At 69.3% G+C, this 12,425-nt stretch carries 13 protein-coding genes; 8 read left to right on the plus strand and 5 right to left on the minus strand.

Going from position 1 to position 12,425, the window contains the following annotated elements; all coding sequences use genetic code 11:
• Positions 1-12: 12 nt before the first annotated feature.
• Positions 13-468, minus strand: a complete 456-nt coding sequence (locus FHS44_RS06815; RefSeq protein ID WP_184712990.1) for a metallopeptidase family protein — start codon at positions 466-468, stop codon at positions 13-15.
• A gap of 168 nt (positions 469-636) precedes the next feature.
• On the opposite strand from FHS44_RS06815, the gene FHS44_RS06820 reads away from it, so the two are divergent.
• From FHS44_RS06820 to FHS44_RS06840, 5 genes are all read left to right on the plus strand, one after another.
• Positions 637-1,023, plus strand: a complete 387-nt coding sequence (locus tag FHS44_RS06820) for a DUF3499 domain-containing protein (RefSeq protein ID WP_184712991.1) — start codon at positions 637-639, stop codon at positions 1,021-1,023.
• A 334-nt stretch (positions 1,024-1,357) separates the two neighbouring features.
• Entirely contained in the window at positions 1,358-2,710 is a 1,353-nt protein-coding gene (locus tag FHS44_RS06825) for a phosphomannomutase/phosphoglucomutase (protein WP_184712992.1), read from the plus strand.
• A gap of 4 nt (positions 2,711-2,714) precedes the next feature.
• Positions 2,715-2,888, plus strand: coding sequence for a Trm112 family protein (locus FHS44_RS06830; RefSeq protein WP_184712993.1), 174 nt, complete (start codon positions 2,715-2,717; stop codon positions 2,886-2,888).
• Positions 2,885-3,991: a bifunctional phosphoglucose/phosphomannose isomerase gene (locus tag FHS44_RS06835; RefSeq protein ID WP_184712994.1), complete on the plus strand. Its 1,107-nt coding sequence runs from the start codon at positions 2,885-2,887 to the stop codon at positions 3,989-3,991. The genes FHS44_RS06830 and FHS44_RS06835 overlap by 4 nt, the downstream gene beginning before the upstream one ends.
• A gap of 43 nt (positions 3,992-4,034) precedes the next feature.
• Positions 4,035-4,994, plus strand: coding sequence for a cation diffusion facilitator family transporter (locus tag FHS44_RS06840; RefSeq protein WP_184712995.1), 960 nt, complete (start codon positions 4,035-4,037; stop codon positions 4,992-4,994).
• A 10-nt stretch (positions 4,995-5,004) separates the two neighbouring features.
• Here the strand turns inward: FHS44_RS06840 and FHS44_RS06845 are convergent, their stop codons facing one another.
• The 3 genes from FHS44_RS06845 to FHS44_RS06855 form a co-directional block, all read right to left on the minus strand.
• Complete coding sequence (locus FHS44_RS06845) at positions 5,005-5,664, minus strand: response regulator (protein WP_184712996.1); 660 nt, start codon at positions 5,662-5,664, stop codon at positions 5,005-5,007.
• On the minus strand, positions 5,661-6,836 hold the full coding sequence (locus tag FHS44_RS06850) for a sensor histidine kinase (RefSeq protein ID WP_184712997.1): 1,176 nt from the start codon (positions 6,834-6,836) through the stop codon (positions 5,661-5,663). The genes FHS44_RS06845 and FHS44_RS06850 overlap by 4 nt, the downstream gene beginning before the upstream one ends.
• 62 nt (positions 6,837-6,898) lie before the next feature.
• Positions 6,899-7,234 (minus strand): MerR family transcriptional regulator, encoded by a 336-nt coding sequence (locus FHS44_RS06855; RefSeq protein WP_184712998.1) that lies wholly within the window; start codon positions 7,232-7,234, stop codon positions 6,899-6,901.
• A 203-nt stretch (positions 7,235-7,437) separates the two neighbouring features.
• Here FHS44_RS06855 and ahcY point away from each other — a divergent pair, with 203 nt between their 5' ends.
• Together ahcY and FHS44_RS06865 are read left to right on the plus strand one after the other, a co-directional pair.
• A complete protein-coding gene (gene ahcY / locus FHS44_RS06860; protein ID WP_184712999.1) occupies positions 7,438-8,865 on the plus strand; it encodes an adenosylhomocysteinase in 1,428 nt (475 codons plus the stop codon).
• A gap of 72 nt (positions 8,866-8,937) precedes the next feature.
• Positions 8,938-10,179: an adenosylhomocysteinase gene (locus FHS44_RS06865; RefSeq protein WP_184713000.1), complete on the plus strand. Its 1,242-nt coding sequence runs from the start codon at positions 8,938-8,940 to the stop codon at positions 10,177-10,179.
• 4 nt (positions 10,180-10,183) lie between these two features.
• On the opposite strand, the gene FHS44_RS06870 is transcribed toward FHS44_RS06865, so the two are convergent.
• Positions 10,184-10,822 (minus strand): DUF305 domain-containing protein, encoded by a 639-nt coding sequence (locus FHS44_RS06870; RefSeq protein ID WP_184713001.1) that lies wholly within the window; start codon positions 10,820-10,822, stop codon positions 10,184-10,186.
• A gap of 184 nt (positions 10,823-11,006) precedes the next feature.
• Here FHS44_RS06870 and FHS44_RS06875 point away from each other — a divergent pair, with 184 nt between their 5' ends.
• Entirely contained in the window at positions 11,007-12,416 is a 1,410-nt protein-coding gene (locus FHS44_RS06875; RefSeq protein ID WP_312863547.1) for an LVIVD repeat-containing protein, read from the plus strand.
• Positions 12,417-12,425 lie beyond the last annotated feature (9 nt).

Raw genomic sequence — 12,425 nt, forward strand, 5'->3', positions numbered from 1 at the left:
GGCGGGGGCTTCCTAGGTGTCTTCCTCGTAGCCGGGGTCCACGGATTCGGGGGACAGGCCGAGGAGACCGGCGATCTGTTCGACCACGGTGTCGTGGACCAGCGCGCCGAGCTGGTCGCGGTCGCGGGCCCTGGCCTCAAGGGGGCGCCGGTAGACGATCACGACGGCGGGGCGCTTGCCGACGGCGGGCTCGGAGCGGCCGAACGGGATCGGCTCACCGGACAGGAACCCGGGGCCGTCGCCGAGCTCCGACAGCGGCGGCACCTCCTCGATCGCGAACTCCACGGCCGCGAGCTGGCTGCTCCAGCGGGGCTTGAGGCGGTCGACGGCGTCCAGGACGAGATCGTCGAAGCGCTCGCTGCGCGACTTGGCGATCGGCACGTGGGACGGTGCCAACGGACCTCGCAGGCCACGACCGTGTCGATCGCGTCTGCGGGGAGGGCGAGGTCTACCTGGTGCCGGGCTCACGGGCCAAGCTTAGACACGCCTGGTGGGGAGGTGGAAAGGGGTTGACGACAGGGTGTGCAAGCCGTACAGGGGGGTGGAAGCCGGGACACGTGTCCGAATTGTGGCGACACGCTCGTTAAGAGCGCTCAGATAGTGGCGCCCCGGACGCTTACCGGATACGGTCCCACCGTGAGCCCCGTCCGCCGCTGTTCCCGCACCGCGTGCAGTCAGCCTGCCGTATTCACGCTCACGTACGTCTACGCCGACTCGACCGCCGTTCTCGGGCCCTTGGCGACGTACGCCGAGCCGCACTGTTACGACCTGTGCGCCGAGCATGCGGAGCGGCTCACCGCCCCACGGGGCTGGGAGGTCGTCCGGTTGCCGACCGACGGCGCACCGCCGAGCACCGACGACCTCGAAGCGCTCGCCAACGCCGTCCGCGAGGCGGCCAGGCCCGCCACGAAGGGCACCGAGCCCGTGGGCCAGGGGGTCGAGGTCGGACGTCGTGGACACCTGAGAGTGCTGCGCTCGGCCCAACCACAGCCCCACCCCGTGCAGCCCCAGCGCGACCGCTGAGCCGTACGTCCCCACCTTCCGGAGCGGCGAGGGTTCCGGACCCAGGACACAGCTCAACGAAGCATTGGCCCACGACCCCACCCGAGCGCTCTTGATCTTCGAGGTGAAGGGTTCCGGCGCCGTGCGTGAGGGGTTTGGGGTACCGGCGCCAAGTGTGAGGAGTGTCGGTTTGGGCGCGCCTGTGCTTGGACTGAGGAGCGAAGGAGCGCAGCGGATGAGCGACGAGGGAAAGCACAGGCTTGAGGCGCCCAAACCCTCGCGCTGCCGAAGGCAGCGCAAAAGCAAACACAGCTAGGCTTGGCCGCAACAGACGAGTCAAAGGGGCGGAGCTGGAGTGGGCGACCTCGCCAGGATCTTCAAGGCGTACGACGTGCGTGGCGTCGTGCCGGACGAGTTAGACGAGGAGACCGCACGGGCGGTCGGCGCGGCCTTCGTTGAGGTCACCGGCGCCGGGTCCGTGGTGGTCACGCATGACATGCGTGCCTCCTCGGTGCCGCTGGCCGAGGCCTTCGCCAGCGGGGCCGTCTCGCGCGGGGCCGACGTGGTGGACACCGGCCTCGGTTCGACCGACATGCTCTACTACGCCAGCGGCAGCCTCGGGATGGCCGGGGTGATGTTCACCGCCAGCCACAACCCGGCCCGTTACAACGGCATGAAGATGTGCCGCGCGGGCGCGGTGCCGATCGGCGGCGAGACCGGGCTCACCGAGATCCGCGACCGCGCGGCCGAGCTGCTCGCCTCCGGTGTCAGCGAAGTCGGGGCCGGTACGGTGACCCGCCGTGACCTGCTGAAGGGGTACGCGGACCACCTTCGCACCCTGGTCGACCTGTCCGGCATCCGGCCGTTGCGGGTCGTGGTCGACGCGGGCAACGGGATGGCGGGGCACACGGTGCCCGTGGTCTTCGAGGGGCTTCCCGTCGAGCTGACCGCCCTCTACTTCGAGCTCGACGGCACCTTCCCCAACCACGAGGCCAACCCGATCGAGCCGGAGAACCTGCGCGACCTGCAGAAGGCCGTGCTGGACGTGGGCGCGGACATCGGCCTGGCCTTCGACGGCGACGCCGACCGCTGCTGGGTCGTGGACGAGCGCGGAGAGTCAGTCTCGCCCTCCACGATCACCGCGCTGGTCGCCGCGCGTGAGCTGGCCAAGCAGCCCGGCGCCACGATCATCCACAACCTGATCACCTCGCTGGGCGTCCCCGAGATCGTCGCCGAGCACGGCGGGGTCCCGGTCAGGACCCGGGTCGGGCACTCCTTCGTCAAGGCCGAGATGGCCAGGACCGGCGCGGTCTTCGGCGGGGAGCACTCCGCCCACTACTACTTCAAGGACTTCTGGTTCGCCGACACCGGCATGCTGGCCGCGCTGCACGTGCTGGCCGCGCTGGGCGAGCAGGACAGGCCGCTGTCGGAGATCCTTGCCCGGTTCGCCCGTTACGCGGCCTCCGGGGAGATCAACAGCACGGTCGCCGACCAGCGGGCCGCGACGGCACGGGTCAGGCGGACCTTCGAGGACAGGGATGGCGTCACCTTCGACGAGCTGGACGGTCTGACCGTCTCCGGCCCCGGATGGTGGTTCAATCTTCGTCCGTCCAACACCGAACCGCTGCTCAGGCTGAACGCCGAGGCGGCAGACGAGATTCAGATGGCGGCGATCAGGGACGAGGTCCTCGCCGTCGTGAGGAGCTGAGCGCGTGAAGATCGACGAGTGGTTGCTGGAGATCCTGGCCTGCCCCAACTGCAAGTCTCCGCTGCGCGCGGAGCCGGAGGTGGACGAGCTGTCGTGCACGTCGGCCTCGTGCGGGCTGGTCTATCCGGTCCGTGACGACATCCCGGTCCTGCTGGTCGACGAGGCTCGGAAATCGTGAGCTGGGAGCCGGATCGGCTCGACGACCAGCGCTGGCTGACCGACGGTGACCCCTCCGGCATGTTGCGCGCCGTCGCCGCCTCGGCGGCGCAGGTGCGCATCTCACATCGGGGTGCCCGCGAGGCCGATCTGACCCGGGTGACCGGGGAGGGCAGGCCGAGGGCGATCGTGGTCGCGGGCATGGGCGGTTCCGGCATCGCCGGGGACATCCTCGACGCGGTGTGCGGCAACGGGGCTCCGCTGCCGATCGTGACGGTGCGTTCCTACCAGCTTCCCGGCTGGGTCGGCGCGACGGACCTGGTGGTCGCCGTGTCGTGCTCGGGCAAGACGGAGGAGACGCTCGCGGTGGCGACGGAGGCGGCCCGCAGGGGGTGCCGCGTGCTGGTGCTGGCCGCCGCGAACTCCCCGCTGCACGCCATCGCCAGGCAGACGGGCGCGTCGTTCGTGCCGGTCACCACGGGCGGGCAGCCCCGGGCGGCGGTCTGGGCGCTGTCGGTCCCGCTGCTGGTCGTCGCCGCCGACCTCGGGGTGCTCCAGGTGGACGACGGGGTGTTCGAGGCGGTCGCGAAGCGGCTTGAGGAGATCGCCCATCGCTGCCGTCCGGTGAGCGAGTCCTTCATCAACCCGGGCAAGACGCTGGCCATGGAGCTGGCGGAGACGGTGCCGATGGTCTGGGGTTCCTCGCGGCTTTCGGCAGTGGCCGCCTACCGGTGGGCCTGCCAGCTCAACGAGAACGGCAAGTACCCAGCCGTGTGGGGGGAGATCCCGGAGGTCAACCACAACCAGGTGGTGGCCTTCGACGGCCCGCTCGCGCAGCGGGACATCTTCGCCGACGAGGCGGGCCGGTCGCTGCGGCTGTTCGTGCTGCGTGACACGGAGGAGCATCCGCAGGTGGCGCGGCGTCGTGAGGTCTCGGTGCGGATGGCCGAGGACCGGGGCGTCCCGGTCAGCCAGATCGTCGCCGAGGGCGCGCATCCGCTCGAACGGCTCGCGACGCTGATCGGACTGGGCGACTACGCGAGTACGTACCTCGCCCTCGGGTACGGGATCGACCCGACCCCTGTGTCGGCCATCACGGAACTCAAGGCGAGAATTTCCCAATAGGATCCTCTCGTCTTTTTCGGACTAAAAGTTAGCGGAGGCTGTCGTGAGTGCGGGCGGCGGTACAAAGGCGATCATCGCGGCATTGAGCGCGAACCTTGCGATCGCGGCGGCCAAGTTCGTCGCCTTCCTGATCACGACCTCGTCATCCATGCTCGCCGAGTCGATCCACTCGCTCGCCGACTCGGGTAACCAGGTGTTGCTGCTGGTCGGCGGGAAGCGGGCACAGCGCGGGCGCACTCCGGAGCACCCGTTCGGCTACGGCAGGGAGCGTTACTTCTACGCCTTCGTGGTCGCGGTGGTGCTGTTCACGATCGGTGCTCTCTTCTCCCTCTACGAGGGCTGGCACAAGATCAGTGACCCGCACCCGGTGGAGACGCCGATCGTGGCCTTCGCGGTGCTGATCTTCGCGATCATCGCGGAGGGCTTCTCCTTCCGCACCGCGATCAAGGAGTCCAACCCGCTGCGCGGCAAGCAGACGTGGGTCCAGTTCATCCGCAGGTCCAAGTCGCCCGAGCTGCCCGTCATCGTCCTTGAGGACCTGGGCGCCCTGGTCGGTCTGGTCCTGGCGCTGATCGGTGTGACGCTCGCCGTCATCACCGGCGACGGCGTCTGGGACGGCGTCGGCACGATGGCGATCGGTGTGCTGCTCGCGATCATCGCGATCGTGCTGGCCATCGAGACCAAGTCGCTGCTGATCGGCGAGAGCGCGGGTCCCGAGGTCGAGCGTCAGATCATCTCCGCCCTGGAGAGCGCGCCCGAGGTGGCCAGGGTCATCCACATGCGCACGCTCCATCTGGGCCCCGATGAGGTCCTGGTCGCGGCGAAGATCGCGGTCGACCACGACGACACGGCGGCCGAGGTGGCCAGGGGCATCGACGAGGCGGAGCGGCGCATCCGCTCCGCCGTACCGATCGCCCGCGTCATCTATCTGGAGCCCGACCTCGACCGGGCGAGGAAGGGCGAGAGCGTCCCGGGGCCGCACTCGGCCAACGGCAGGGCGTGACCCGGGAGGCTCACGCGCCGGGGACCACCAGCCCCGTCTCGTAGGCGTGGATGACGGCCTGCGTGCGGTCACGCAGGTTCAGCTTGGCCAGCAGCCTCGCCACGTGGGTCTTGACTGTGTGCTCGGTGACCACGAGACAGGCCGCTATCTCGGCGTTCGACAGCCCCTGGGCGATCAGCCGCAGCACCTCGACCTCGCGCGGGGTCAGCGGCCTGCCGTCCCCGCTCGGCCGCCGCTGCCGGGAGAACTCGGCGATCAGCCGCCTGGTGATCCTGGGGGCCAGCAGCGCGTCCCCGCGCGCCACGGTCCTGACCGCCTCGACCAGGTCACCGGCCCTGACGTCCTTGAGCAGGAACCCGCTCGCCCCCGCGGTGAGCGCGTCGTACACGTAGTCGTCAAGGTCGAACGTGGTGATCATGATGATCCTGGTCGCCTCGGTCTCCAGGATGCGGCGGGCCGCCTCGATGCCGTTCATCTCCGGCATCCGGATGTCCAGCAGCGCGACGTCGGGGTGGGTCCGCCGTGCCAGCCGTACGGCCTGGGCACCGTCTGGAGCGGTTCCCACGACGGTGAGGTCGGGCTGCGCCCTGAGCACCGCGGCGAAGCCTCGCAGCACGACCGGCTGGTCGTCGGCGACCAGCACCCGGATGGGAGTCTCTGGGGAGGTCATTCGAGTGGCAGGCCCACCTGGATGAGGAAGCCGCCGGAGGGGCCGGGGCCCGCGGTGAACCAGCCGCCGAGGGCGAGGGCGCGTTCGCGCATGCCGACCAGGCCGTGCCCGTCGCCGGTGTCGCCGATCTCGCCGGAGGGGCCGGGGCCGTTGTCGGTGATCCGCAGCGCCAGCAGGGCCGGGCGGTAGGCCAGCTCGATCGAGACGCGGGCGCCGGGCGCGTGGACACGGGCGTTGGTCAGCGCCTCCTGGATGATCCGGTAGGCGGAGATGTCCACGGCCTGCGGGACCGGGAACGCCTCCCCGACCACGTCGAGATCGACCTCGCCCCCGTGCCGTTCGAGCAGCTCGGGAAGGCGCGCCAGCCCCGGTTGTGGCGCGGTTTCCGGGGCGGCGACGACGTCGGCGCGCAGCACGCCGAGCAGGCGGCGCATCTCGGTGAGCGTGGTGCGGGCGGAGGTCGCGATCTCGGCGAACTCCTGGCGGGTGCGCTCGTCGAGGCCGTCGAGCGTGTAGGGGGCAGTCTCGGCCTGCACGGCGATCTTCGAGACGGAGTGGGCCACGATGTCGTGCATCTCCCTGGCGATCCTGGCCCGTTCGGCCATCGCGGCCTGTTCCCTGAGCGTCTCCAGGTTGTCCGCGCGCATCTCCCTGATCGTGCCGCTGCTGCGCCGTACATGGGCGAGGAAGAGGACCGTGACGGTGCCGAGGAACAGGATGAGCAGTCTGCCGTCGTTCGTGAGGGACCACAGCGACCTGGGACCGCCCAGCAGGAACGCGACCGCGAGAAGCAGGACCGTCACGGCGCCGACGGCCAGCCCGGCACGGAGCGGGCCGAGCCTGCACGCGATCGTGTAGAGGGTGAGCGCGCCCGACAGCAGTACGGCGAGCAGGGGGTTGTTGGGCAGCATGCCGGTGTAGAGGAGGCAGAGCGCGCCGCAGGAGACCAGCGCGACGACCAGCCAGGGGTGTTTGCGGCGCAGGGCGTGCGGCAGTGTGGCGAGCATGGCGGCCAGCAGGGTCAGGGCGGAGCGATCGTTGAGCTGGGCCAGGGCGAAGAACGCGAGCACGACGCCGACGGCGACGTCCGCCAGGGGAGAGGCGATGATCCGCCGCAGGTCCAGGGCGCCGATCCTCCGTTCGGCCTCGGCTAACGCGGTTGTGACATCCATGGGGAGAATTGTGGTGATGGTCGCGCCCGGTGTCGTCACTCCTGGGAGCGACGTTCCCGGTGTCAGGAGCGGCCCTGGAGCAGGCGCAGGGCCTTCTCCTTCTCGAAGTCCAGTGCCCTGCGCGGTGCCTGGAGGCGGCCGATCCGCAGCCCGAGGTCCCGTACGGCCTGCGCGACGGCGGGCTCGCTCAGCATCCGCAGCGCGAACGCCAGCTCGGCGGGGGAGATGTCGAAGCGCCTCTCAAGCTCGACGCCCTGGGCCACGGCCGCCAGCTCCTCCTGGCCGAAGCGGCGGTGCGCCCCCTGGGTCCTGACGGGGGGCAGCAGTCCCAGGGCCTCGCGGTAGCGGAGCATCCTGGGGGACATGCCCAGCCGTTTCGCGGCCTCGGTGATCCGCATCTCGCACCCTTCCTGGGAACCTGACATTCTTGTGTAAGGTTACCGCCTCGCGAGGTGCGCGGAGCCGTACAAGGCGCCTAGACTCACCTCGTCTGCTTCCCGGTGGAGTGACGAGCCGTGCCCGGAAGCGAAGCGGGGCCGCGCACGCGGCGAGCCCGGCGGGGGCATGAGGCGCGAGACCATCAACCAGAGGGGTTTAATTCATGGACTTCAAGGTCGCCGACCTCTCCCTTGCCGCCTTCGGGCGCAGGGAGATCCAGCTCGCCGAGCACGAGATGCCCGGTCTGATGGCCGTCCGCGCGGAGTACGCGGACTCTCAGCCGCTGGCCGGTGCGAAGATCATGGGCTCGCTGCACATGACCATCCAGACCGCCGTGCTGATCGAGACGCTGGTCGCGCTCGGCGCCGAGGTCCGCTGGGTGAGCTGCAACATCTTCTCCACCCAGGACCACGCGGCCGCCGCCGTCGTCGTCGGCCCCGAGGGCACAGTCGAGGACCCCAAGGGTGTGCCGGTCTTCGCCTGGAAGGGCGAGACCCTTGAGGAGTACTGGTGGTGCACCGAGCAGGCGCTCAACTGGCCCGGCGGTGACGGCCCCAACATGATCCTCGACGACGGCGGCGACGCCACCCTGCTCGTCCACAAGGGCGTCGAGTACGAGAAGGCCGGGGCCGTCCCCAGTGCCTCCGAGGGTGACTCCGAGGAGTGGAGCATCGTCCTGGAGCTGCTGCGCCGTACGGTCGGACCGGACAAGCGCTGGACCGAGATCGCCTCGCGCATCAAGGGCGTCACCGAGGAGACCACCACCGGTGTCCACCGCCTCTACGAGATGTTCAGGACGGGCTCGCTGCTCTTCCCGGCGATCAACGTCAACGACTCGGTGACCAAGTCGAAGTTCGACAACAAGTACGGCTGCCGCCACTCGGTCCTGGACGGTCTCAACCGCGCGACCGACGTGCTGATCGGCGGCAAGGTCGCGGTCGTGGCCGGTTACGGCGACGTCGGCAAGGGCTGCGCCGACGCCCTCAGGGGCCAGGGCGCCCGGGTCATCATCACCGAGATCGACCCGATCTGCGCGCTCCAGGCGGCCATGGACGGCTTCCAGGTCACCACGCTCGACGAGGTCGTGGGCATCGCCGACATCTTCGTCACCACGACCGGCAACTTCAACATCATCACCGCCGACCACATGTCGCAGATGAAGCACAACGCGATCGTGTCCAACATCGGTCACTTCGACAACGAGATCGACATGGCCGGTCTGGCGAGGATCCCGGGCATCGTCAAGACCGAGGTCAAGCCGCAGGTCCACACCTGGACCTTCCCCGACGGCCGTCAGATCATCGTGCTCGCCGAGGGCCGCCTGATGAACCTGGGCTGCGCCACCGGCCACCCCTCGTTCGTCATGTCCAACTCGTTCACCAACCAGGTGATCGCCCAGATCGAGCTGTTCGCCAAGACCGAGCAGTACCCGGTCGGCGTCTACGTGCTGCCCAAGCACCTGGACGAGAAGGTCGCCCGTCTCCACCTCGACGCCCTCGGTGTGAAGCTCACCAAGCTCACCAAGGAGCAGGCGGAGTACATCGGCGTGGACGTCGAGGGCCCCTACAAGGCCGACCACTACCGTTACTGATCGGGAACGTCACCCAGGCCCCCGCGTGTCACGCGGGGGCCTTCGGGTCATCCGGGCATTCAGGGGAGGACCGTGGACAGCGCGCTGACGGCCGCGGGTGAGCGGCGGATCGGGTGGGCGGCGCGGGCGATGCCGGTGCTCACCGCGATCGGGGAGCGGTTCGCGGCCGAGAGACCGCTCGACGGGCTGCGGATCGCGGCCTGCCTGCACGTGACGGCGGAGACCGCCGTCCTCATGGGCGCCCTGCGGGCGGGAGGGGCCGAGATCGCGCTGGCCGCCTCCAACCCGCTGTCCACCCAGGACGACGTGGCCCAGGCTCTCGGTGAGTACGGCCTGCGGGTGCACGCGCTGGCGGGGGTCGATCGGCAGACCTACTACCGGCACATCAACCAGGCCCTGGACATCGCCCCCGACCTGGTCCTCGACGACGGCTGCGACCTGGTCAACACCCTGCACACCGAGCGGACCGAGCTGCTCGGGACGGTCTCCGGCGGCTGCGAGGAGACCACGACCGGGATCATCAGGCTCCGCCAGATGGCGGCCGAGCGGGCGCTGCGCTTCCCCGTCGTCGCGGTCAACGACACCCGCACCAAGCGGATGTTCGACAACCGGTACGGCACCGGCCAGTCGACGCTCGACGGCATCATGCGCGCGACCAACACGCTGTTGGCGGGCAAGGTCGTGGTCGTCGCCGGGTTCGGCTTCTGCGGCCGGGGGGTGGCCGAACGGGCCAGGGGCCTCGGCGCCAGGGTCGTCGTCACCGAGATCGACCCGGTCAAGGCGCTCGACGCCTCGCTGCAGGGCTACGACGTGCGGACCATGGCCGCCGCCGCTCGGATCGGCGACGTGTTCGTCACCGTGACCGGCAACCGCGACGTCGTCAGGGGTGAGCACCTGGCGGAGATGAAGGACGGCGCGATCCTGGCCAACGCGGGCCACTTCGACGTCGAGATCGACGTCAGGGCCCTTGAGGACCTGGCCGGTGAGGTGCGGCCCGGGGTGCGGCCGAACACCGACGAGTACGTCCTGGCCGACGGGCGCAGGCTGCTGCTGCTCGCCGAGGGCCGCCTGGTCAACCTCACGGCCGCCGAGGGGCACCCGGCCGCCGTCATGGACATGTCCTTCTCCGCCCAGGCGCTGGCGGTCGCCTGGCTGGCCAGGGAGCGCCTGCGGCTCGAACCCGGCGTCTACGACGTGCCGGAGGAGGTCGACGTCGAGGTGGCGCGGCTCAAGCTCGCGGCGGCGGGCATCGAGGTCGACCATCTGACCTCGCAGCAGGAGGACTACCTCCACTCCTGGCGCCTGGGCTCCTGACGTTTCAGGGGGAGCTCCGCAGGCGGGCCATCCTGCGGATCTCCCCGGCCTGGGTCGTGGCGATCTCGTTGGCCAGCTCCTCGACCCTCAGGTGCGAGCCGTGGGTCAGGACCTCCTCCGACATCGTGATCGCGCCCCGGTGGTGGGCCGTCATCAACTGGAGGAAGAGCCGGTCGAACTCGGGTCCCGAGGCGGCCGCCAGTGCCCTGAGCTGCTCGGGGGTGGCCATGCCGGGCATGGTGCCGTGTTCCGTGTGGTGGTCGGGCCCGCGCAGGCCCTGCTGACCCAGCCACAGGGACATGACCTGGACCTCCGGCCCCTGGGAGTCCCTGATGCGGGAGGCCAGGGCGCGGACCGTCGGGCTTTCCGCGTGGGTGAGGGCCAGGGTCGCCATCTCCAGGGCCTGCCGGTGATGGACGATCATGTCCCGCACATACCGCACGTCCGCCGCGTTCGCCGTCGGGGTCGGTACGGCGGTCGCCGCCTCGTCCGCCCCGAGTGTCCTGGCGACCTCACCCGGTCTGCCGGGGGCGATGACGGGGGCGGTTGGCGGCGCCGCGGCTGACGGCTCGCTCGCCGACGAGACCGAGCAGGCGGTGGCCGTCAGGACGGCGAGGGTGGCGAGCACCAGCTTGACGCGCACCCGGCCTCCTTCTTCCTTCGCGATCTCCCTCGGGCAAGGACGATAACCCGCCGGGAGAGGGGAGTAAAGGCCGCATATCGGAAAAATTTACTGACACAGTGAGGGCTTGTAAGGATCGCCGTTCGGATAAAAGATTCACTTATTTATCTGTGCTTTATGGCATATGCGGCAAGGAGGATCACCAGTGTTATCCCCTCTCAGGAAGGGCCTGACCGGCCGATTCCTGATCGCGGCCGCGGCCGCGGCGGCGCTGGTCCTGGCCACCGTACCGGCCCAGGCGTCCGACATCCCGGCCCCCGGCCAGGTTGTCACCAGTGCGAATGTTACGCATGTGACAAATGTTCCCAAGCCCGCCGGTTTGGAGAACACGATCAACACCGACATCGCTTTCCAGGGTGACTATGCGTATGTCGGAAACTACGGTGGATTCTCCATCTACGACATCCGGAACCCGAGACACGTCAAGGTCGTCAGCAGCGTCGTGTGCCCCGGCTCCCAGATGGACGTCACGGTCCACGACAACCTGCTGTTCACCGCGGTCGACTCGTCGAGGACCGACGACTCCTGCAACAGCACCGCGCAGAGCGCGTCGATCAAGGAGTCGTGGGAGGGCGTACGGATCTTCGACATCAGTGACAAGCGAAACCCGAAGTACATCAAGTCGGTCGAGACGAACTGCGGCTCCCACACCCTGACCCAGGTGCCGGGCAAGGGCAGGGACCGCAACAAGGTCGTCTACCTCTACGTCTCCTCCTACAGCCCGAACGCGACCTTCCCCGACTGCCAGCCGCCGCACGACAAGATCTCGGTCATCAAGGTGCCGCTGCGCAAGCCGACGGAGGCCGCGGTCGTCAGCACGCCGGTCATCTTCCCCGACGGCGGCAACGAGACCCAGCCCGGTCTGCTGCTGCCGACCACCGGCTGCCACGACATCACCGTCTACGCGGAGCGGGACATCGCGGCCGGGGCCTGCATGGGTGACGGCGTGCTGCTGGACATCTCCAACCGGGAGAACCCGGTCATCACAGCCCGCGTGACCGACCCGAACTTCGCCTTCTGGCACTCGGCGACGTTCAACAACGAGGGCAACAAGGTCATCTTCACCGACGAGCTCGGCGGTGGCGGCGCGGCCACCTGCAACGAGGCGACGGGGCCCAACCGTGGCGCCGACGCCATCTTCGACATCAGGCGCGGCAGGCTGGTGTTCAGGAGCTACTACAAGATCCCCCGCTACCAGGGGCCGACCGAGAACTGCGTGGCGCACAACGGCTCGCTGGTCCCGGTCAAGGGCCGCGACATCCTGGTCCAGGCGTGGTACCAGGGCGGCGTCTCCGTCGTCGACTTCACCGACTCGGCCCACCCGAAGGAGATCGGATTCTTCGAGCGCGGCCCCGACCCCAGCGGCGGCTCGGGCGGCATCTGGTCGGCCTACTACTACAACGGCCACATCTACGGCAGTGACTTCAACTTCGGACTCGACGTGCTCAGGGTCAACGACCGGCGCACGGACCCGGCCAGGTGGGTCCGCTTCGACCGGCTGAACGTGCAGACCCAGACCTCCTACGAGGGCTGGTTCGGCCTCGCCGAGGAGTGATCCCCGCTG

Origin of the sequence: Streptosporangium saharense, from assembly GCF_014203715.1 — a bacterium.
Lineage (GTDB): Bacteria > Actinomycetota > Actinomycetes > Streptosporangiales > Streptosporangiaceae > Streptosporangium > Streptosporangium saharense.